21 protein-coding genes are annotated in these 22,325 nt (G+C 35.7%); 14 read left to right on the top strand and 7 right to left on the bottom strand.

The features are described from left to right. Window positions 1-180: 180 nt before the first annotated feature. Window positions 181-1,710, bottom strand: coding sequence for a glycine betaine uptake BCCT transporter (locus B2C77_RS12925; protein WP_077704458.1), 1,530 nt, complete (start codon window positions 1,708-1,710; stop codon window positions 181-183). Between the two features lie 596 nt (window positions 1,711-2,306). Here B2C77_RS12925 and B2C77_RS12920 point away from each other — a divergent pair. The 3 genes from B2C77_RS12920 to B2C77_RS12910 all read left to right on the top strand — a co-directional run bounded on the left by B2C77_RS12920 (window position 2,307) and on the right by B2C77_RS12910 (window position 4,443). Then, window positions 2,307-3,170: a polysaccharide deacetylase family protein gene (locus B2C77_RS12920; RefSeq protein WP_077704456.1), complete on the top strand. Its 864-nt coding sequence runs from the start codon at window positions 2,307-2,309 to the stop codon at window positions 3,168-3,170. A 434-nt stretch (window positions 3,171-3,604) separates the two neighbouring features. Then, window positions 3,605-3,712: a GapA-binding peptide SR1P gene (locus B2C77_RS12915; RefSeq protein ID WP_077704453.1), complete on the top strand. Its 108-nt coding sequence runs from the start codon at window positions 3,605-3,607 to the stop codon at window positions 3,710-3,712. Window positions 3,713-4,173: 461 nt separating this feature from the next. Next, window positions 4,174-4,443, top strand: a complete 270-nt coding sequence (locus B2C77_RS12910) for a UPF0223 family protein (protein ID WP_077704451.1) — start codon at window positions 4,174-4,176, stop codon at window positions 4,441-4,443. A 71-nt stretch (window positions 4,444-4,514) separates the two neighbouring features. Here the strand turns inward: B2C77_RS12910 and B2C77_RS12905 are convergent, their stop codons facing one another. Then, the gene (locus B2C77_RS12905) at window positions 4,515-5,147 is read right to left on the bottom strand and encodes a YktB family protein (RefSeq protein WP_077706909.1); all 633 of its coding nucleotides are present in this window, start codon (window positions 5,145-5,147) and stop codon (window positions 4,515-4,517) included. 473 nt (window positions 5,148-5,620) lie between these two features. Between B2C77_RS12905 and B2C77_RS12900 the strand changes: the two genes are divergently transcribed. Next, window positions 5,621-5,809, top strand: coding sequence for a YkzI domain-containing protein (locus B2C77_RS12900; protein ID WP_077706908.1), 189 nt, complete (start codon window positions 5,621-5,623; stop codon window positions 5,807-5,809). Between the two features lie 245 nt (window positions 5,810-6,054). Beyond that, window positions 6,055-6,864, top strand: coding sequence for an inositol monophosphatase family protein (locus B2C77_RS12895; protein WP_077704448.1), 810 nt, complete (start codon window positions 6,055-6,057; stop codon window positions 6,862-6,864). Window positions 6,865-6,868: 4 nt separating this feature from the next. Here B2C77_RS12895 and B2C77_RS21690 read toward each other — a convergent pair whose 3' ends face one another. Beyond that, the gene (locus B2C77_RS21690) at window positions 6,869-7,039 is read right to left on the bottom strand and encodes a DUF5325 family protein (protein WP_164085538.1); all 171 of its coding nucleotides are present in this window, start codon (window positions 7,037-7,039) and stop codon (window positions 6,869-6,871) included. Between the two features lie 153 nt (window positions 7,040-7,192). Here B2C77_RS21690 and B2C77_RS12890 point away from each other — a divergent pair, with 153 nt between their 5' ends. Further along, window positions 7,193-7,495: a YlaH-like family protein gene (locus B2C77_RS12890; protein WP_077704445.1), complete on the top strand. Its 303-nt coding sequence runs from the start codon at window positions 7,193-7,195 to the stop codon at window positions 7,493-7,495. A 107-nt stretch (window positions 7,496-7,602) separates the two neighbouring features. Here B2C77_RS12890 and B2C77_RS12885 read toward each other — a convergent pair whose 3' ends face one another. Next, window positions 7,603-7,806, bottom strand: a complete 204-nt coding sequence (locus tag B2C77_RS12885) for a YlaI family protein (protein ID WP_077704442.1) — start codon at window positions 7,804-7,806, stop codon at window positions 7,603-7,605. A 176-nt stretch (window positions 7,807-7,982) separates the two neighbouring features. Here B2C77_RS12885 and B2C77_RS12880 point away from each other — a divergent pair, with 176 nt between their 5' ends. Then, on the top strand, window positions 7,983-8,270 hold the full coding sequence (locus tag B2C77_RS12880; RefSeq protein ID WP_077704439.1) for a YbyB family protein: 288 nt from the start codon (window positions 7,983-7,985) through the stop codon (window positions 8,268-8,270). A gap of 121 nt (window positions 8,271-8,391) precedes the next feature. Here the strand turns inward: B2C77_RS12880 and B2C77_RS12875 are convergent, their stop codons facing one another. After that, window positions 8,392-8,997 carry a YhcN/YlaJ family sporulation lipoprotein gene (locus B2C77_RS12875; protein WP_237342741.1) on the bottom strand — a complete coding sequence of 202 codons (606 nt, stop codon included), beginning with the start codon at window positions 8,995-8,997 and terminating at the stop codon, window positions 8,392-8,394. Window positions 8,998-9,436: 439 nt separating this feature from the next. Next, entirely contained in the window at window positions 9,437-9,922 is a 486-nt protein-coding gene (locus B2C77_RS12870) for a hypothetical protein (protein WP_077704434.1), read from the bottom strand. Between the two features lie 275 nt (window positions 9,923-10,197). On the opposite strand from B2C77_RS12870, the gene B2C77_RS12865 reads away from it, so the two are divergent. From B2C77_RS12865 to pyc, 3 genes are all read left to right on the top strand, one after another. Further along, the gene (locus B2C77_RS12865; protein ID WP_073005346.1) at window positions 10,198-10,479 is read left to right on the top strand and encodes an Fpa/YlaN family protein; all 282 of its coding nucleotides are present in this window, start codon (window positions 10,198-10,200) and stop codon (window positions 10,477-10,479) included. Between the two features lie 239 nt (window positions 10,480-10,718). Beyond that, window positions 10,719-11,909, top strand: a complete 1,191-nt coding sequence (locus tag B2C77_RS12860) for an FtsW/RodA/SpoVE family cell cycle protein (protein WP_077704431.1) — start codon at window positions 10,719-10,721, stop codon at window positions 11,907-11,909. Then, on the top strand, window positions 11,876-15,319 hold the full coding sequence (pyc, locus tag B2C77_RS12855; RefSeq protein ID WP_077704428.1) for a pyruvate carboxylase: 3,444 nt from the start codon (window positions 11,876-11,878) through the stop codon (window positions 15,317-15,319). The genes B2C77_RS12860 and pyc overlap by 34 nt, the downstream gene beginning before the upstream one ends. Window positions 15,320-15,965: 646 nt before the next feature. Here pyc and B2C77_RS12850 read toward each other — a convergent pair. After that, window positions 15,966-16,928 (bottom strand): COX15/CtaA family protein, encoded by a 963-nt coding sequence (locus tag B2C77_RS12850; RefSeq protein ID WP_077704425.1) that lies wholly within the window; start codon window positions 16,926-16,928, stop codon window positions 15,966-15,968. Between the two features lie 818 nt (window positions 16,929-17,746). Between B2C77_RS12850 and cyoE the strand changes: the two genes are divergently transcribed. The 4 genes from cyoE (at window position 17,747) to B2C77_RS12830 (ending at window position 22,323) form a co-directional block, all read left to right on the top strand. Further along, on the top strand, window positions 17,747-18,691 hold the full coding sequence (gene cyoE, locus B2C77_RS12845) for a heme o synthase (protein WP_077704422.1): 945 nt from the start codon (window positions 17,747-17,749) through the stop codon (window positions 18,689-18,691). A gap of 62 nt (window positions 18,692-18,753) precedes the next feature. Then, window positions 18,754-19,806 (top strand): cytochrome c oxidase subunit II, encoded by a 1,053-nt coding sequence (gene coxB, locus B2C77_RS12840; RefSeq protein ID WP_077704419.1) that lies wholly within the window; start codon window positions 18,754-18,756, stop codon window positions 19,804-19,806. A gap of 39 nt (window positions 19,807-19,845) precedes the next feature. After that, on the top strand, window positions 19,846-21,699 hold the full coding sequence (ctaD, locus tag B2C77_RS12835; RefSeq protein WP_077704416.1) for a cytochrome c oxidase subunit I: 1,854 nt from the start codon (window positions 19,846-19,848) through the stop codon (window positions 21,697-21,699). Next, entirely contained in the window at window positions 21,700-22,323 is a 624-nt protein-coding gene (locus B2C77_RS12830; RefSeq protein ID WP_077704414.1) for a cytochrome (ubi)quinol oxidase subunit III, read from the top strand. It begins immediately after the preceding gene. Window positions 22,324-22,325: the final 2 nt, after the last annotated feature.

Raw genomic sequence — 22,325 nt, 5'->3', positions numbered from 1 at the left:
TTTAAAAGATAAGATGAATTATAACCTTTAACCTAACATATAAGGTGTGAAAGGCTTCTATTTCAAGAATGGGAAGATGTGTGAAGTCTAAGCTGGAGATGCCAGTGCCTAAATATTTTCATTATGATGAAAGCCACAGTTTTGTGTCCTATTATTGTAGAAAAAGCTAGAGCATGAGCTCTAGCTTTTTCTTTTCGTTGCTAAGTTATGGTCTTTCGCTTCTTGCCTGAAGGACTTGACAAGAGAAATGATCACTAAAATCATTATAATGGCAAAAGGAAACGCTGCGATTATCGAGGCTGTTTGTAAAGCATTCAAGCCACCTTGCCATAACAATACAGCTGCAGCACTTGATTGAATAATACCCCATATAAACTTAACTGAATTGGCTGGATCTAAACTTCCGCCAGTAGTTTGCATTCCAAGAACAAAGGTAGCAGAGTCGGCAGAAGTAATAAAGAAAGTACAAATTAATAAGATAGCAAGAATGGATATAAAGGTACCAATAGGAAAATGTTCCAACACAGCAAATAATGCTGTCTCTTCACCAAACTCATTAATACTCTGCATGATATTTGCACCTTGAGTCGTTTCTAAATGAATAGAAGATCCTCCGAATACTGAAAACCATAGAGCACCGAAAATGGTAGGTACGAGCAGTACGCCTAAGACAAACTCTCTTATAGTTCTACCTCGAGAAACTCTTGCTATAAAAGTACCTACAAATGGTGCCCAAGCAATCCACCAAGCCCAATAAAAGAATGTCCAGTTATTTAGCCACGTAGAATTCTCCTCATTGAAAGGGGTCATACGTAAGCTCATGCTAGGTAGGTTTTGCACATAACTACCTAATGTTGTAGTAAAGTAATTCATTATAAAGTTGGTTGGACCTAAGACTAATACGAACAACATTAGTAATACTGCTAAAGCAAGATTAGCATTACTTAAATACTTAATTCCTCTATTTAGCCCTGTCATGGCTGAAGTCATATATAATACGGTCACAATCCCAATGATTATAAGTTGGAGGGTAATAGTTGATTCTAATCCGGTAACGTATGAGAGACCGCCGCTAATTTGAATAGCTCCTAAGCCAAGTGATGTAGAAACGCCAAATATAGTGGCGAAAACAACGATGAAATCAATCGATGTCCCCCATAAACCTTTAATTCGATCACCAAAGAGCGGTTCAAGAATGGCACTAACAACACCTGGTGCCTGTTTGCGGAATTTAAAATAGGCTAACGCTAAGGCGAGAGTCGCGTAAATAGCCCAGGGATGAATCCCCCAATGGAAGAAACTGTATTGCATCGCTGTTTTAGCTGCATCATTTGTTTCTTCAGCTCCAAATGGTGGATCATGAAAGTGGGATAAAGGTTCGGCAGCTCCCCAGAACACAAGACCAATCCCCATACCAGCGCTAAATAACATAGCAAACCATGTTAAATAGTTGTATTCCGGCTTGTCTCCAGGTCGGCCTAGTTTAATATTGCCATATTTTGAAAAAATGAGATAGATCGCAAAAATAACAAATGAAGTTGCACTCAATAAATAGAACCAACCAAACTCATCTACGAGAAATGTCTGAATTGTATTCGTGACATTGTCTAAGTTGGCATTTGGCAATACGTCTTCCGGAATGATTCCCCAAATAATGAAAAGTACTGCAGCAATTGCTGAAATATAGAATACTCGCGTTACTTTCTTCACAAAAATAATCCTTTCTATTTTTATTTTTTTGGAAAACTATGTAGACGTACTTATTGTATTAAAACATAAGCACAAAGATTGTTCAAATAACAAACCTTGCTATTTTACTATATCCTTCCTCTAATTAATCATACTTAAAAAAGCTCAAAACTTGTCATCATGCATTTTCTAGTTGCAGTTATATGAAAAAACAAAGAAAATAATTGATGCGTATTTGAATGATTTTTTATATTTAAATAATTCTTTCGATAATTATACGGAGTTCAAAATCGTTATTAAAGTGGGCTAAAATGTTCGTTGTATTTTAATAAAGAACTCCTAAGACTTTCAATTTAATTGTAGGACGAAAGCTAGACAAGCCGGTAGTAGTGAATATTAGCAGCACTTAATTCCCTTTTTTTAGCTATAGGAAAGCATAAGATTTTTTTGATTTATATAAAAAAACGAAGAATTTCGTCATCGATAAGTCAAGTTTTTCTAAGAAGTCCTTTAGGTCATCATAAACAAGAAAAATGTAGATTTTTGTTGTCATTTATTTTCCAGCAATCTATAATAGAAGTTGCCACTTTAACAGGAGCTCGGACAGGAGGAACTATATGAAGAAAGCTATACTAGTGGTTACTTTCATCTTCATTGGACTATTCATAGTCGCATGCGGTTCGAGTGATGAAAAATCGCAACCAGCACATGCAGATAAGGCTGAAGAAAATAAACAGGATCAACGTAAGGAAGAACAGAAGCCACAAAAAGAAGATAACCAAACAGAGAAAAGTGTGGTAAACGAAGCCCCTAACCCTAAGTATAAGGTTTCGGACAATGCTACGATAGTACCAATTGATGAGAATACCAATGAAAAAGTAGTTTTGTTAACAATTGATGACATACCAGATAAGCATGCGTTGGATATGGCTAAGACATTAAAAGAGCTAGAAGCCAATGCAATATTCTTTGTAAATGGACATTTTTTAGAAACAGAAGAACAAAAGGATATGCTAAAACAAATCCATGAGATGGGTTTTGTTATCGGAAATCATACATATAGCCACCCTAAGTTACCAGATTTGACTGAGCAGGAACAGACAGAAGAAATTGTTCGTGTGAATGATCAAATTGAAGAGGTTATTGGAGAACGCCCGAAATTCTTCCGCGCCCCTCATGGTATGAATAGTGACCACTCCAGACAAGTGGCTAAAGAACAAGGAATGGTCGTTATGAACTGGACATATGGGTATGATTATTTCGCGCCATATCAAGATGCTGCTAAACTGAAAAAAGCAATGGTAAGCGGAGAAGGTCCAGAAGCGGGGGTTGATTATTCCCTACTAAAACCGGGAGCCAATTTGCTAATGCATGATCGGGAATGGACAAATGAAGCATTAGCAGATATTGTTAAAGGATTAAGGGATAAAGGGTATGAGATGGTTGATCCTAAACAAATTCAAACGTTAAGTAAACAATAAGTAGTTATTTTAAATAGAAAGTCTCCACATCATTGTATTTCTGATTCATATTTATTTGAGTTAGAAGTATTTGTTCCTGTGGAGGCTTTTTACTGTTTTGATGGGGGTATATACCGCCATATATAAGACGAATGCAGCCCTTCTACAGCATTTCATTACGAAGAGAAATAAAGTGGAGCTATCAGTGTTCCATTTTGATATACTTTGGTTTTTAAGTGCTAAATCTACGCTAATAACCTTTATAAAAAGGTTCATATCTTTAACGAGGATAGGGAGAACAGAGGAATGCATTATCGTATAATACTGCTTCAAAATGGTAAAAGGCAATTATCGTCCATAATGTAAAAAAAGTGTTATACTAATTAGGCTTGATTTTTAAAATGTGACATATTATAATATGAATACGTTATCATTATGAAGAGGAGTTGGATTTAATGGGTACAATAGTTTGTCAAGATTGCCAAACAATTATTGAGCAATATGAAGAAGAAAAAGTAACAACTCTTTATGGTACTTGTCCAACGTGTCGTGAAAATAAATAAGCATAAGAACAAAGGCCTGTGAGCGCCCGTTTAGTAACGTAGCTAATGGAACGAATCTATTGAGATAAAGGAATCATGCCACTAAAACAGGGGTATGCTGACGTCGGGCGGCAAGCCCGTTTTTAGTCGTTCTTCCTCTTAGTGACAACTGATGATGACTTATCGTAGGAAGATTTCGTGAAGTCGCTAAATGCTGAGCGCCGGAAGTGACTATTCGATTGTTTCATTACTACAAGCACCATATTATAATAAAAAAGCTACCCTTGAGGTAGTTTTTTATTAATGGAATTATTATTACCATGTCTTTAAAATGAGATAGTAAAATAAAAAATGTTTAGTTAAGGAACTTGGAATAGGGTACATTTTCTTAAATCTTGTATGAAGATACTTGCATGCCCTCAATTTTTTTGATTAAACTGAAGGTGTGGGAATGAAATGAACGTGTATATGGAGGAAGTAATTTGAATTATCACTATCCAATTGACAATACATGGACAAAAGAAGAAATTATTTATGTTGTGCAGTTTTTCAGCTTAATTGAGCAGGCATATGAAAGAAAGGTTGAAAGGAAAGTTATAATAGCAGCTTACCGGAAGTTTAAACAAGTAGTTCCTAGTAAAAGTGAAGAAAAGAAGTTGTTTGCTACTTTTAAACAAGGTTCGGGATATTCTAGCTTTCATGTACTTAAATATGTAAAGATAACCGAAGACCATTTTATAAAAATGAAGTAGAAGAGAGAAGCATTTGTAGAGCTTCTCTCCTTTTTTAATATTCTTTACGTTGGACAATTAATAAATGATACTTATTTTGTATAATTAGTTTTGCTTTGTAGAGCCAGTTTATAAAAAGGTATCAATGGATGAACAGTAGATTTTAACTCCTCTATAAGGATATTTCCGTCATAAATGCGTTCATCATGTTTGGCAAAATGCTTCCCAATTAAAAATTCCGCTTTCTTCACATCTCTAAACCTTTCTACATCTTTTTTATCTAATTCTAATAGTGGTTTGGCATCTTTTTTAGTATGATCTAATGAATACATAAAACTTTGAGGAAGTTGTTTTAATTGGTCAAAATGGTTTAAATAGGTTTGTGCAATTTTTGATTTATGGTCTAACTCATAAATAAGCGCTAACCATACAAATACATGATCATCGAATACACCTACTTGAAAATGCGGGTGTTTTTTATATCCTCGTTTATTATCAGCTACAGCTAACCACGTATCTTGAGGGGGATTGACTGTTCTTCTAGCATGTTTAGCAATATGTAGAAACATTTCATTCCCAAGCTGTGCAGCTAAGAAATCTACTAGTTCATTGCCAATCTGTTGAAATTTTGGTTGGATTCTTGTTTGAATTGCTTCCATTCTTTCTCCGAGGCCTTCAATATAAAATGTATCAAAATCTGCTTTCTCAAATCCTTTAAAGGTCATCATCATCGTCCTCTCCTATAAAATATCGTTAATATCCCTGCTTTAAAGCATTAGAGGGACTTTAAATCGTGATAGTATATGCTGAATTTGTTTAGTTGCTGAGTTTGGGCTGTATATACATGAAAAATTATTTCTACATGTAGCAGTGTGCTTAAATACGGATAGGAATATCTGCTGATAAGGTTTGCCACTTATCATTTAAACAAGTTGCCTAAATGAAATAAGCTATGCCTATTTGATTATCATTATTTAATATGTAAAAGTACAAGTCAAGTTATTCACGTTATGTTGTATAGTAGCATTTTGTTTTAACGAGTACATCGTAGCCTGAGATATATTTCAAATTTAGGTTTAAATGAAAATAAATTTAAGAAACTGGATGTTACTTGTCGAACCAAATAGGAAAACCAATCATAAATATATTTAAAGTACACTTTTGGAATAAAAAGTATTTAACGAAAGGATGTGAAAATGTGAAGTACGTATTAGGAACATTATATAAAGAAAAATCATTGGACAATTTGCAGGTCATTCGTATGGAAATTGATTATGAATTGTTAACACTTTATGACGCGATGAAAAAAGAAGATGCAATTGAAATAATAAAAAGCAAAGAACGGCTCATTTGCTTAAGAAAGCAATGGTTGGATTTAAAAGCATAATAATGTAGATGAGATTTTTATTGCAAGCTTATTGTTAATAATACATGTATCATAGTAAGATGTATATCATCTGTTGTATCCTATAAATAGCCTTCATTCGGAAATGGCCGATATGATATTAAATAAATAGGTGAGAAAAATTAAAACAATAAATTTTAACTAGTTCCCTTAATTAGCTAAACTTCATGACGGCGTATTTAAAATTTGGTACTATTATATGTAGAATTGAATGGAGGAGTATACAGATGAACAAAGCGCAGCGTGATATGATTTTTTCTCAAGCTACAAAGTGGATATACGAAGCAGGCGAGCAAATAAGGCAACAAATTCATAATCCATTAACTATTGATACAAAATCAAATGCGAATGATTTAGTAACTGAGATGGATCGTTCAACCGAAGCTTTTCTCGCAAACAACATTAAATCTACGTTTACTGATCATTTTATTTTAAGCGAAGAAGGATACGGTGATCAGCTAGATTCCATGAACGGTATCGTTTGGATTATTGATCCTATTGATGGCACGATGAATTTTGTCCATCAAAAAAGGAATTTTGCGATTTCAATCGGTATTTTTAATAATGGTATTGGAGAAATCGGACTTATTTATAACGTAATGGAAGATGTATTATATAGCGCAAAAAGAGGAGAAGGTGCTTATAAGAATAATAAGAAGCTTCCACAACTTCATCGTGATATCCTTTTCGAGGAAGCAATCGTTAGTATGAATCACTTTTGGCTATGTGAAAACCCTCTCGTTGACGAAAAATGGATGCAAAAGCTTGTAAAAGATGTGAGAGGGTCGAGGACTTACGGTTCGGCGGCATTGGAATTTGCATTTGTCGCAGAAGGTATTATCGATAGTTATTTAACATTGAGTCTGTCACCGTGGGATTATGCAGCGGGAATGGTCATTATTAGCGAAGTTGGAGGAGTAACAACTACTATAGATGGCGATACACTCGACATGCTTTCAAAAACATCTGTCGCTTCTGGAAATCCATTAATTCAAGAGAAAATTATAGCTAATTATATAAAAAAAGCAAGGAAGTGATTTGTCACTCCCTTGCTTTTTTTAAATGAATCCCAGTTCCCATCAACGTAAAACCTAATAATAAAAATAAAACCACCAACCAAGTATTACGATAAGCTATAGCAGCACCTACGCCGACAAACATGCCAATTACAAGTATTGCTAAAAGCAGCATCGGTATATTTAACTTCTTCATTCCCAATCCACCTCTTCTTCAACTTCTAGTATAAATGAATGAAGACGAGAATTCAAAATGTATTGCATTATTTGATAAGATTATAACTGGCGAAACATAATAGATTTTAGTATGATGGAATATGGAAATGAGATAGATAACAGGGGGATGGCTATGGAAGGAAGTTTTAGCTTTGTGTTCAATTTTATTTTAGAACAATTCGGTACAGATCATATGTTTTTGACGTTATACATTTTGAACTTAATTTTTAGTATTATTTCATTTAAACTTGGATTTGCAAGAAAGCTTACCCTTATAAAAACAATAATTGTATATATCATGCTTGCTTTGGGAGTTTATTTATTAACTATTTTTAGTATATTTCAACTTCCGATCACGGAAAGCTTAATCGTGATATCACTTGTATTAGCAATTTATCGTTTTCGTTTATATCAAGAAAGAAAAAATCGCTCGTAACTTATATTTTCATATTTCGTTTTAACTATGGAAATGAATTTGAAGCTCAAGAGGATGCGTTAAAAACCCAGAAGAAACTTAATCTTCTGGGTTTTTATATTCTAAAATTAAATAAATTCATCAACGGGTTTTTTTTCTGAATATAAGCGGAACTTACCTGTTGCATGTCTTGCCAACGTCTTTTTTTCAACTCTATCGTAGCACGTCTGACATAAGTGCATAAGGATTCTTTTATTTCTTAAGCGTTTTGCTTCAAAGCAATGATCATCAATGCTTTCAACTGAATCGCAAATGGTACATTTCACTTGCATATTTTCACCTCAATGTCAAAGAATAAATAGGACAAGTATATAATTTATTCAGCATGTTTTATGAAAGATTTGAGCTGCATACGTATTTTGTTTATGAATTAGTATATCACAATTTTATGTTTGGGCAAATTGTGAAAAGGGTAAGGATATATAAGAAGAAAAGAAAGGACGATTCGATGAAGAAAAAATATTTATACTCTGCTGGTGCCGCAGGAGTAATTGGAGCTACAGTTGCTGGGTACTTTCTAAAAAACAAAGATAAAAGAGATAACGTAAAAAGGAAAGTTAAAAATTATCAGAATAGTATCCGTTCTACTCTTGAAGAGGCGGGTGTACCAGATCAGTCAGAGGATAAAGGTTTGGAACAACTTGAAAATGCAAAAATGGTATCGGAAGGTTCGCAGTTTGGCGTTCAATATTACAATGAAAATAAAGAAGCTAATACAAGTGAGTACCAACAATAAAAAAGTTTCCGCTTAGGAGCGGAAACTTTTTTACACTATAGGAAAGCATAAGATTCATAAATTTTATCCCGAAATTGCTGTGAGACAGCCGCTTCAAGCCTTGTTAAGTGGTTGGAGTAGTTCACGATGCATTCTGTTTATGATGATTGGATTGTTCTTCCTCCGTATCTTCAAGTTGCTCTTTTTCTTCTTCAGGAATTACCTCTTTATTTGGATCACTTTCCTGTGGTCGATTTTTGTTAATGGGAAATTCCGGCATATATCGCCCAACAACGGCGGCTAATTCATCCATCAAACCGTATACAGGTTGACCTTGTTCCATCTTATCCACTATCCCACGAATTCGTTCATTACCATCAGCGTCTGCAACCACAACAGCTGTTTTACCATATGGGTCATTATACAATGCTTCTAAAACGCTATATTTAATAGTGCCAACTCTTGAACGATCGAGGTCTTTATCAACGTCTATTCCTACTACTGCATAAGGACCAGCTACAATTGATACCGCATCGTTAACATTTGGTACATCGCTAGCAATATTAGCCAAATGGTTTGCGATTTCTTTGTTAGTCAACGCTTTTTGTTTTGTTGGTTCTGAGTTTTTAACTTGTTCAAATCTTTGATTTGTTTCTTCGTTTGTAATAGCTTCTTCACGATCTTCTTGCGTACAAGCTGTAAATATAAACAAGATAAGAAACGTGATTCCCATAAAAGCTAATCTCATTGTCATTCCTCCATTTATTCACCTTATAAGAGGTTGTAATGTTCAGCAAATGTTATTCTTCCTCTCTTTGGACTGTGCTATTAGGCTTAGTTTGTTTAGAAATTAGGGAAATATACAGGTGGAAAAATATATTAGGCTAACTTTTGGATGGTTGTGAAGTAATACTTTGCACTATAGGAAAGTATAGGATGAAGAAAAAAGTAAAGGCTTTATTTCGCCGCCATGAAACTTGGCGATAGAAAAGTTTTAGTAAAAATAATTAACGAACGGAGAATAACGATTTATTGGCTTATATTTTTGTATCACCTTTCTCAAGGACCTCATCCGTACCAATTGAAAAACAATTAATAGGACAAAAGTGGAGGTCTCATAGAAAGGCGATAACTTCAATCAATTATTTAATGTAAAATAAACCACGTTAAAAAAGATTCTCTATACATTACTGGATAGAAACGCTTTTAATATGTGTAATAGGATCATGCTTATTGGAACCATCTTTGTAATATAGATGTACTGGTCCATCTGTTTTCAGCGGCTTACCATCCTTCGAAAATAAGAAATAGCTATTGAACAGATCTTTCAAAGGAATGATGACGTTTTCAAGCTCGCGAATTAAAACAGCTTCTGTTGCGCTTGCGCTAATCTCTGCATGATTTAAAAAATCTTCTAACGGAATAACGTATGAACTACTCAACATTTTTTCGCGCTCATACTTTTTTATACTTCGATTTACTGGTGGTTTAACTTGTTCAGAAATTTCCCTTTCCCATCTTTGTGATGCTTGTTTTAATGTTTCATCCTCATCCACTGCAACATGTTCGTTTAAAAAAGCATGTTCAAATTCGACTTTACGATCATCGAATATCCAAACAGTAGGATCTAAGGTAATAGGATATTTTACTTTCCCTTTAATTGGCACGATCATTTAAATCACCTCATAGTAGAATTCTTATATAGGATAGCAAACCTTGAAGATAATTGCATTCATTTTGGGTTAAGTTAGAGAGGAATAGAAATTTAAAACTACTCGATTAGAACACGTTTTTAAGTTATAATAAAATTTAGTTTAAATAAACAAATAATGATAACTTTTTTAAGCAATACGAAAAGCCCTAAATATATTTTTTTATTTGCATTTTGCAAGCACTAACGATAATATAATATAGAAAGAAGTCTTTGAAAACGGAGGGGATAGATTTGATGCAAGAGGTGACTGTAAATCATCGCGAAAAAGCCCATGCCCTTCTTAAGGCTGATGCTGACAAAATTTTGCGACTTATAGAAGTTCAAATAGATAATTTAACAATGCCACAATGTCCATTATACGAAGAAGTGTTGGATACACAAATGTTTGGGCTTTCCAGGGAGATCGATTTTGCTGTTCGATTAAATTTAATTAGCGAAAGTGAAGGTAAAGAAATATTAGAAGATCTGGAGAGGAAGTTAAATATTCTGCATGAAGCAGCGCAAAATTCCGTATAATCCTACTATCTTCGGTTTTTGCGAGAACGACATAGAAGCAAAAACTTTGCCTGCATGATCATTACTGGCAAGGTTTTTTTGTTTCAAATATCTGTAATACTAGCTTTCAGTTTAAAGTATAGTTGACATCCTATGCGTAGTTTTGCAGTACATAGAATGAGCACGCTGAAGAGTTGTTAAAAATTATTATATCGTTTTGAATAAAGCTTTTGTATTACATATTTAGTAGGGAGAAGAATATGCTACAAAAATTAAAATTTTATGATTATACACTAATAATAACGCCCATTTTGTTAGCAGCTTTTGGCTTAGTAATGATCTATAGTGCAAGCATGGTTTTTGCTGTTGTTCAAGGGCATGCTGCTAATCATTATTTAACGCAACAATCTATCCGTTTTGGAATAGGGCTAATAGGATTTATTTTATGCTCTGCTTTTCCATATCGCTACTACCAAAAACTAATCAAACCTATTATACTAGGAGTAATACTGTTATTGATTGGGGTATTACTATTTGGTTCAGAAGTGAACAATGCACAATCCTGGATATTGGGAATTCAACCAGCAGAATTTGCTAAAATTGCGATTGTTATGTACTTAGCTTCTGTATATTCCAAAAAGCAGGAATATATTCGTGAATTTAGTAAAGCTGTTTTACCACCTCTTATTATTACAGGCATTATTCTAGCGCTTATCGTTTTACAACCGGACATTGGAACAGCTTCCATTGTTTTCTTAATTGCATGTTCAGTTATTTTTAGTTCAGGTATCCGTTTTAAGCACTTATCCCTACTTCTATTTATCGGTTTGATGTTTTTATTGATGACGTTACCGTATATGGCCACCGATGAGCGACTCACTCGATTTACGGGTGCTTATCAGCCATTTGAAACTCCTGCATCTCACGGCTACCAGTTAATCCAATCTTATGTGGCAATTGGAAACGGTGGATTAGCTGGTGAAGGTTTAGGGCAAAGTGTACAAAAATTAGGGTACTTAACAGAAGCGCATACAGATTTTATTATGGCGGTAGTTGCTGAGGAGTTAGGTTTTATCGGTGTTGTTATTGTTATTGGTATGTTATCTATCATTGTATTAAGAGGGTTGTTTATCTCTAGAAAAGTGAAGGATAGCTTTGGCTCTTTACTAGCGATTGGCATCTCTTCCATGGTGGGAATACAAGCATTTATTAACTTAGGAGCAATTAGCGGCTTATTACCAATTACAGGAGTGCCATTACCATTTGTAAGTTATGGCGGTTCATCTCTTTTGGTGTTATTAATATCAATGGGGATTTTAAATAATATTGCTATGCATATTAAAAAAAGAGAATTAGAACCAGCAGGAGAAAATCAAAATACTCGTAACATATCACAAACATATCGAGGAGGGAGAACATGGCACAACTTAAACAAATCAACAAAGTATTAGTTGCCAATCGAGGGGAAATTGCAATTCGTGTTTTTCGGGCATGTACCGAATTAAATATTCGTACTGTTGCAATCTATTCCAAAGAAGATTTAAGTTCCTATCACCGTTATAAAGCGGACGAGGCGTATTTAATTGGAGAAGGAAAGAAGCCAATTGATGCATATCTGGATATTGAAGGTATTATCCAGTTAGCTAAGCAAGTAGGTGTAGATGCCATTCATCCTGGCTATGGATTCTTATCTGAAAATATTAACTTTGCTAAGCGATGTGAAGAGGAAGGAATTATTTTCATCGGTCCAACAAGTAATCATTTAGATATGTTTGGGGACAAAGTAAAAGCTCGGTACCAAGCTACACAGGCAGGTTTACCTGTTATACCAGGAAGCGGTGGCCCGGTCAACTCTTTGGAAGAGGTGGAGCAGTTTGCGAGGGATCATGGTTTTCCAATCATTATTAAAGCCACTCTAGGCGGTGGAGGACGAGGTATGCGTATCGTTCGAAGTAAGCAGGGGCTTGCGGAGGCGTACGATCGTGCTAAGTCTGAGGCTAGGGCTGCATTTGGTAATGATGAAATTTACTTAGAAAAACTCATTGAAAACCCAAAACATATTGAAGTTCAAATTATTGGAGATCAACATGAGAATATCATTCATTTGTATGAAAGAGACTGCTCTGTGCAGCGAAGACATCAAAAATTAGTAGAGGTTGCTCCAAGTATATCTTTGCCTGAAGAATTGCGTATGAAAATATGTGAAGCTGCGGTCAAACTAATGAAAAATGTTAACTATTTAAACGCTGGTACTGTAGAGTTTTTAGTGACTGAGGATGAATTCTTCTTTATTGAAGTAAACCCAAGGGTTCAAGTAGAGCATACGATTACTGAAATGATTACTGGTGTTGACATTGTCCAGACGCAAATTAAAGTCGCTGAAGGAAGAAGTTTACATGACGATTCCATTGGTATTCCAGAGCAGGATAAAATTGTTACTACAGGGTATGCTATCCAATCGCGTGTAACGACAGAAGATCCGCTGAATAACTTTATGCCAGATACTGGAAGGATTATGGCTTACCGATCTGGTGGAGGATTTGGTGTCCGATTAGATGCGGGGAATGGATTTCAAGGTTCTGTTATTTCACCGCACTATGATTCATTGTTAGTTAAAGTGTCTACTTGGGCGTTAAATTTTAATCAAGCTGCACAAAAAATGGTCAGAAACTTAAAAGAATTTCGTATACGTGGTATAAAAACAAACATCCCATTTTTACAAAATGTTATTTTACACAAAAATTTCTTAAATGGGGTCTATAATACGACATTTGTTGATAACACACCTGAATTATTTGTATTTCCAAAACGAAAAGATCGTGGAACGAAAATGCTAACATACATTGGAAATACGACGGTAAATGGTGTAGATAAAGATGGTAATAAAGAAAAACCTGTTTTTGATGATTTAAATCTTCCCAACGTTAATACATCTAACCCAATAGCTTCAGGTACAAAGCAAATTTTAGATAAACATGGTCCTGATGAGTTAGCAAAGTGGTTAAAAGAACAAAAAGAGGTGTTGTTAACCGACACAACGTTTCGTGATGCACACCAATCTTTATTAGCGACAAGAGTTCGTACGAAGGATTTGCATCGTATCGCGGAACCTACCGCTAGATTGCTTCCAAATTTATTTTCAGTCGAAATGTGGGGTGGAGCCACATTTGATGTAGCTTACCGCTTTTTAAAAGAAGACCCATGGGATCGCTTGTTAAAGCTTCGTGCAAGTATGCCAAATATATTGCTACAAATGCTGCTTCGTGCAAGTAATGCGGTAGGTTATAAGAATTACCCAGATAATGTAATTAAAGAATTTGTTGAGAAAAGCGCAACAGCCGGCATTGATGTGTTCCGAATTTTTGACAGTCTAAACTGGGTAGAAGGTATGCAATTAGCAATAGAAGAAGTACGCAACAATAATAAAATTGCAGAAGCTACTATGTGTTATACAGGCAATATTTTAGATACTGGACGAACAAAGTATGATATCAGCTATTATAAAAATTTAGCTAAAGATTTAAAAGCGTCAGGAGCGCATATTCTCGGTATTAAGGATATGGCAGGATTATTAAAACCGGAAGCGGCATATCAATTGGTGTCTACATTAAAAGAGACGATTGACTTACCAATTCATCTGCATACACATGACACCAGTGGAAATGGAATTTATTTATATGCCCGAGCTATCGATGCTGGAGTAGACGCTGTAGATGTTGCAGCTGGGCCAATGGCTGGTCTAACTTCTCAACCTAGTGCACAGACTTTATATCACGCATTAGAAGGGCATGAACGTCAACCAAAAGTGGATGTAAATGCTTATGAAGAGCTTTCTTATTATTGGGAAGGTATACGTGAATACTATCGTGATTTTGAAAGTGGAATGAAGGCACCACATACTGAAATTTATATGCATGAAATGCCTGGAGGTCAGTATAGTAATTTGAAGCAACAAGCCAAAGCTGTAGGGCTTGAAGATCGTTGGAATGAAGTGAAAACAATGTTTCGACAAGTGAATGATATGTTTGGTGATATTGTTAAAGTTACCCCTTCGTCAAAAGTGATTGGTGATATGACTTTATTTATGGTACAAAATAATTTAACAGAAGATGATATTTATGAACGTGGAGAAACGATTGACTTTCCGGATTCTGTAATAGAATTTGTACAAGGCTACATTGGACAGCCTTATCAGGGTTTCCCACCAGAATTGCAACGAATCATTCTGAAAGGAAAAGACCCTATCAAAACACGTCCAGGTGAATTGCTAGAACCAGTTGACTTTACGCAGCTAAAGGAAACATTGTTTAAATCCTTAGACCGACAAGTAACTAGCTTTGATTTAATATCTCACGCTCTTTACCCTAAAGTTTTTATGGAATATCATAAATTCCATGACAAATACGGCGATGTAAGTGTGTTGGATACACCGACTTTCTTCTATGGGATGAGACTTGGTGAAACGGTTGAAGTAGAAATTGAACAAGGGAAAACATTAATTGTAAAACTTGTTTCTATTTCAGAACCTAGAGAAGATGGCACCCGTGTTGTATACTTTGAATTGAATGGGCAAACGAGAGAGATTGTTGTGAAGGATCAAAGCATTCAATCTGAGGTTGAAATGAGGCCAAAAGTAGATAAAAGTAATGAAAAACATATTGGTGCTACAATGCCAGGGACAGTAATAAAAGTTCTTTGTCAATCAGGGGATCATGTTAATAAGGGAGACCATTTATTGATTAATGAAGCTATGAAAATGGAAACAACTGTCCAAGCTCCATTTACAGGAGTTATTAAGCAAGTTAATGTAAAAGATGGCGATAGTATCGCTGTAGATGATCTACTTATTGAATTAGAATAAAAGGTCCAGGCGCTCGTTTAGCAACGAAGCGAATGGAACGAATCAACGGAGATAAGGGTCGCGGTGAGACGACGAACCGATGATGACTTATCGTAGGGCGATTTCGTGAAGTCGCCTAGTTGCTGGGCGAGGGAGCAGGACGTGAATATTTGGTTATTTCGTTATCCACAAGCCTTAATTAACAAGCAAAAGAGCAGGTTTAATTCCTGCTCTTTTTTACGTGATAGAAATGTTTGTTAAGTAGGGGTTTTAACAATGGCGAAATTAAATTCCTCGCCTAAAGAGATGCTTTCTCTACGAAAGTTCAAAAATTAGCCGATATGAGCCAAGTTTTTAGGGTTTAAAAACTTGGCTTAACGTCATGAAGACTTGTCGATCCCCATAGATTTTTTAAAAACTGTAAGTGAAAATGATGGTTGCTTCGCATTTATAATAGAAAGTCATATGTTATTAAAAATATTTTATCTTAGATATACGGTGCTTTAAGACTCCCACTTCAACAATTGGAGATGTGAGCTGAACAAGTCTAAGTGGGAGATAACAAACAGCATTTAAATCCTCTTTTTTGTGAGACACCCTTTAGGTCATACCCTCGGACCACTAACCATCAGTGGGATGAAAGCTTCCCGTTAATTGAAGATTCTCTTTAATTATTTACGATGAAATTTGCGTCGTTGATTTTATTGTTATCTATTTGTTTTGCATATTTAGCACTGCGTGTCGCGTGTAGAATAAAATACGTTAACATGCCAAAAAATAGCGATATAATAAGTGCATGCATTAAAGCGGTAGCTAAGTGCAATCGTGTAAATATAATCATAGCACCAAAGAATACCTGTAAAGTTATTAGACTAATAACCGTCCACCAACCCCAGTACATTAACTTGTTATTCTTGTAGGTACGTATCATTCGAAAAGCGAATATAACCGTCCATAAAAATAAAATCCCTGCAGCAAGTCTGTGTCCCATTTGAATCCATTGCGGTATAACGTAATTAGAAAAGTCTAGTGGAGCCTGATTGTTACAAAAAGGCCAACTTTTACAAACTAAATTTGCGTCAGTGTGGCGCACGAGGGCTCCGGAATAAACGACGAGCATCGTGTAGATGGTTAAAGCATAAATTTCCAATCGATGCGCTTTTTTTATTAAAAGTGACTTTGCATCGAATTTTTTATCCACCTCAAAAATAAGTAACATTAACAGAAATACAGCAGCAAACGAAATTAATGAAATTCCGAAGTGTGCAGCAAGGGCGAAATCAGATTGTCCCCATACCACAGCTGCCGCTCCAATAAGTGCTTGTAAAATTAAAAATAAAACGGAAAGTATAGAAAGAAATTTAACCTCGCGAACATGCCCAAGTTTAATCCAGGCTAAAATCGCCAAACCTATAACGGCAAATCCAACTACACCAGTAACTAATCGATGGCTTAGTTCAATAATTAATTCCGGTGTAATTTCAGAAGGCAGCCATTCCCCTTCGCATAAAGGCCAGCTATTTCCACAGCCATCTTCTGAGCCGGTTTTTGTTACAAGAGCACCCCCAAGCAACACAAATGTCATTCCAAGTGTCGCTACAATAGATAACCATTTTAAGCTTTTTATCATATTATTGCCTCGCTTTTTATGTATTATTCACGCTAGTGTAGTTTAAAGTATACCTTTTCATCTACACATTCGTTCAAAAACATCATAGAAATAAGGGAGGAAGCATCATCCTTAGAGTAAGTACAGAAGGGGGATTTTGAGAATTATTTTCTACAAAACTATTTGTTGATCCTGTATATAAAGTGCTGTAAACTCCAATTTCAAGTCAAAGTGAGAGATCATAGCACCTAAATCGTGGGGAATGGAAGAAAACCCCCAATGTTTGAAGACGCCCTTTATATGTACAAATTCTGAAAGATAGTAGCTTCAGTTATGTGATAGCAGAAATTTTCTGCTAGATTCATCATAATATTAGTAGCGTCTAAAAAGCAAAGAATTAATTAGAAACAGTTCAATCTGTTAAAGGATTGTGTTAATATTAGCAGGTGATCATGTCTTTGCAAAAACTGCATTTATCTTAACATGAAAACAAACTATTTTCACTATAAAAATAAAAAACGCTTGCATTGTTTTCGTATGTTTGCTAGAAATAGTGTAGGGGAATAAGTTGCAACTTAGATAATTGGGGGAGAAAGACTGCATACATAGGTGATTCGCTAACTAATTTAAAACAGTTCGCATTTGTAACAAATGATTCACAAAAACGTCACAAAAAATTACTTAATTTGAAGTAGAATAGGCATGAGGGGGTTTTTTAATATAGTATTAGATTTGTAGAAATAATTTTAAGATACAATCAAATTTTTGTAACGCTGTCACGATTTTCATTCGAAAGCATGTATCATTTGTTTCTACAATGGTGTAAAGGGGGGAAAGGGATGGATAAAGTAGAGGCAGCTACTTCACAGGTTATTACGAATACGTCATCAACCGAAAAAAACAAGCCAGTTTCTACACTTGATGATATTAAATCACTAATAAAAATAGGAATTATTAACTCCAATTTAATTACAGTTTTTACTGGATTTTGGTTGGCAATTTATTATAGTGGATATACATTTACGGATTACATCGGTACGTTTATTATTACGATGTTAGGAAGTACTTTGGTGATTGCAGGTGGATGTATGCTTAATAACTGGTATGACGTTGATATTGATCCAGTTATGAAGCGAACGAAAACTCGACCAACTGTAACGGGTACGATCTCGCTTCCGACGGTACTCGGACTAGGGTTAATTACATCTTTTGCTGGTCTTTTACTTTTACTATTTACAACCATAGAAGCAATGTTGTTTGCGTTTCTAGGCTGGTTTTTCTATGTAGTGCTATATACGATGTGGTCAAAGAGAAAATATACACTTAATACGACAGTTGGTAGCTTTTCTGGTGCTGCGCCACCACTCATTGGTTGGGCTGCAGTAAACCCGAACTTTCATATCGTTCCGCTTATATTATTTTTAATTATGTTCATTTGGCAAACACCTCATTTTTTAGCATTAGCAATGCGAAAGAATGAAGAATATAAAGCGGCAAGAATACCTATGTTGCCCGCAGTCCATGGTTTTGAAATGACCAAGCGACAAATCACCATTTATATCGCATGTTTATTGCCGTTGCCATTTTATTTAACTTCTTTAGGCACAACATTTGTCATCTTGGCGACCTTGTTAAATGTTGGATGGCTAGGGCTTGGAATGAGTGGTTTCTTTATGAAAGATGGTATTAAATGGGCGAATATTATCTTTATTTACTCTTTAAATTATTTAACCATCCTCTTTTTATTGATGGTTGTTGTAACGTGGAATTCGCCATTTAGTTAAATTTTGTCCTTAATGTTTTTTTATATAAGGAGCAACAAGAAAAGAAAGAGAGGTATGGATACATGAAAGGTTGGATGGGAAAATTTAAATTTGTATTCCTCTTAAGTTTTCTAGCCATCATCCTTGCGGGATGTGGAAAGGAAAACTTAACGGCTCTTGTACCAAAGGGGTATGGTGCAGAGTCTTCCATGAATTTAATTGTACTTTCAACAGTAATTATGACTTTTGTATTTATTGTTGTTCTTTCTGTTTATTTGATAGCGATTGTTCGCTTTCGCAAAAAGAAAGGGCAGGAGAATTACATTCCAAAGCAGGTGGAAGGTAGTAAAAAACTAGAAACTATTTGGACAGTGATTCCAATTATTTTAGTGTTGATCCTTGCAGTACCGACTGTTGCTGCTACTTTTGATTTGGCTGATGAGTCTGGTAAAAGTGATCACATTAATGTTGACGTTACTGGTAATCAATATTGGTGGCATTTTAGCTATGCAGATGAAGAAGTGCAAACAAGTCAGGATTTATACATTCCTACTGGAGAAAAAGTATACTTAAACATGAAATCCTCAGATGTTATTCACTCTTTATGGGTGCCAAGTATTTCAGGGAAAATGGATGTGAATCCTGAAAACGAAAACACAATGTATATTGAAGCAAATGAAGAAGGGGTTTATTGGGGCAAATGTGCAGAGCTATGTGGCCCATCACATTCACTTATGGACTTTAAGGTTATAGCTGTGAGTCCAGAAGAATATGAACAATGGGTAGCTGATATGCAAAGTGTAGATCCCGAAGAAGAACCACAAGATGCGGTTGCTCAAGATGGAAAAGCAGCGATGGAAGCAAATAATTGTTTGAGTTGTCATGCGATCGGTTCATCGCCAAATGCAGTGGGACCAAACCTAACGAACTTTGGAGATCGGACAAAAATTGTTGGTTATCTTGAAACAAACAAGCAAAACCTTGTGGACTGGTTATTGGATCCAGAATCCATAAAACCAGGTAACTTAATGACTGGTAAATACCCTGAACTATCTGAAGAAGAAGCAGACAGCATTGCAGAATATTTGCTGCAATTAAAGCCATCTGAAATTACTCCAGAAAGTGCAGGTAACTAATTAATAAAGGGTGGAAGATTGAAAAGGGAGGTTTATGATTTGAGTATTGCAGCTGCTCAAAAAAAGGGCTTCGGAGCTTTTTTGTGGGATTATTTGACAACTGTTGACCATAAAAAAATAGCTCATTTATATTTGATTGGCGGAGGGTTTTTCTTTATCCTCGGTGGGCTCGAAGCGATGTTTATTCGTATACAATTAATTGCGCCTGAAAATGATTTTATTAGTGCAGGCTTATACAATGAAATGTTTACTATGCATGGAACGACGATGATCTTTCTTGCAGCTATGCCTTTGTTACTAGGATTAATGAACGCTGTCATGCCATTGCAGATTGGTGCACGCGATGTGGCGTTCCCGTTTTTAAACTCATTAGGATTTTGGTTATTTATGTTTGGAGGCATTCTATTAAACTGTAGTTGGTTTTTAGGTGGAGCACCAGATTCAGGTTGGACTGCTTATACACCGTTATCTGTGGAATCTCCAACACATGGTATTGACTTTTATGTCCTAGGCTTACAAATTTCTGGTGCGGGTACACTAATTGGGGGAATTAATTTTCTTGTAACCATTGTGACGATGCGTGCTCCAGGGATGACATATATGCGCATGCCATTATTTTCATGGACTACTTTTGTCACTAGTACATTAATTTTATTTGCGTTCCCAGCATTAACAGTAGGTCTATTCTTACTGATGTTTGACCGCATGTTTGGATCGGCGTTTTTCAATGTCGCTTTAGGTGGTAACTCTGTAATTTGGCAACATTTATTTTGGATCTTCGGGCATCCAGAGGTATATATTTTAATATTGCCAGCTTTTGGAGTGTTCAGCGAAGTTATTCCAACTTTCTCCAAAAAGCGTCTATTTGGTTATACAGCTATGGTCTTTGCAACCATTCTAATTGCCTTTTTAGGCTTTATGGTTTGGGCACACCATATGTTTACAGTAGGTTTAGGGCCGGTAGCGAACGCTATTTTTGCGATTGCCACGATGGCGATTGCTGTGCCAACAGGAATAAAAATCTTTAACTGGCTAGCAACGATGTGGGGTGGAAGCATAACGATTAATTCAGCTATGCTTTGGGCATTAGGGTTTATTCCGTCATTTACAATTGGTGGTATGACTGGGGTTATGCTTGCTTCAGCTGTAGCTGACTACCAATACCATGATTCTTACTTCGTTGTAGCCCATTTCCACTATGTTATCGTTGGTGGAGTAGTTTTTGGTATTTTTGCTGGTCTACATTATTGGTGGCCAAAAATGTTTGGTAGAATATTAAATGAAAAATTAGGGGAAATAGGTTTCTGGTTATTCTTCATTGGATTCCACTTAACGTTCTTTATTCAGCATTTCTTAGGGCTTATGGGGATGCCAAGACGTTATTGGGTGTTCTTAGAAGACCAAGGTCTAGATACGGGTAACTTTATTAGTACGATTGGTACGTTCTTAATGGCTATTGCTGCAACTATATTTTTAATTAACATTATCTACACAGCAGTAAAAGGAGAAAAGCCTGCTGGAGACCCTTATGATGGTCGTACTCTAGAATGGGCAATACCATCACCGCCTCCATACTATAACTTTAAACAACTACCACTTGTGCGTGGTCTGGATCCATTATGGATTGAAAAAATGGATGGTAAAGGCAAAATGACTCCTGCTGAGCCACTAGGGGATGTTCATATGCCAAATGGGTCGATATTACCTTTTGCCATGTCTCTTGGGTTCTTTGTTGCTGGATTCGGCTTTATTTATCAGACCGATCACCAAGCTTGGAATTTAGCCATATTTGTTGGGATGGGAATTGCGTTAGGATCTATGCTGATTCGTTCATTAAAAGATGATCACGGCTATCATATCAGCAAAGAAGAACTAGAAAGGGAGGCGGACTAAATGAGTCACGATCATTCCTTAAACCCTGAAACGATGCCACAAGAACCAGAAAAAGCAACGTTAGAAGGGAAAAATAAATTTTTAGGCTTATGGTTTTTTCTAGGTGGAGAAACTGTATTGTTTGCAAGTTTGTTTGGAACATATCTTGCTCTTCGTAACTCGACAGCTGGCGGTCCAAGTGGTCAGGATATATTTGGTTTAGAGCTTGTTTTTCTTATGACAATGTTATTATTGACTAGTTCATTGACTAGTGTTTATGCGATGTATCATATGAAAAATAACGACTTTAAAAAAATGCATCTATGGCTTGGAATTACAGCCTTTTTAGGGATTGGATTTCTAGCATGCGAAATTTATGAGTTTTACCACTATATTACAGGCTTTGGTTTTACATTTAGGTCATCGGCATTTGGCTCAGCATTTTATACACTTGTTGGTTTTCACGGAGGTCACGTTGTCTTTGGGCTCAGCTGGCTTATCGCATTAATGGTGCGAAATGCAAAACGTGGACTAAATTTGTATAACGCCCCTAAATATTACACGTTTAGCCTTTACTGGCATTTCATTGATGTTGTATGGGTATTTATCTTTACGGTTGTATACTTGATGGGAAAGGTGGGCTAATA

Source organism: Virgibacillus dokdonensis (assembly GCF_900166595.1).
In the GTDB taxonomy this organism is placed as follows: domain Bacteria; phylum Bacillota; class Bacilli; order Bacillales; family Amphibacillaceae; genus Virgibacillus; species Virgibacillus dokdonensis.
Note: the sequence above shows the minus strand (reverse complement) of the source record. Positions and strands in the feature narration are given on the sequence as shown.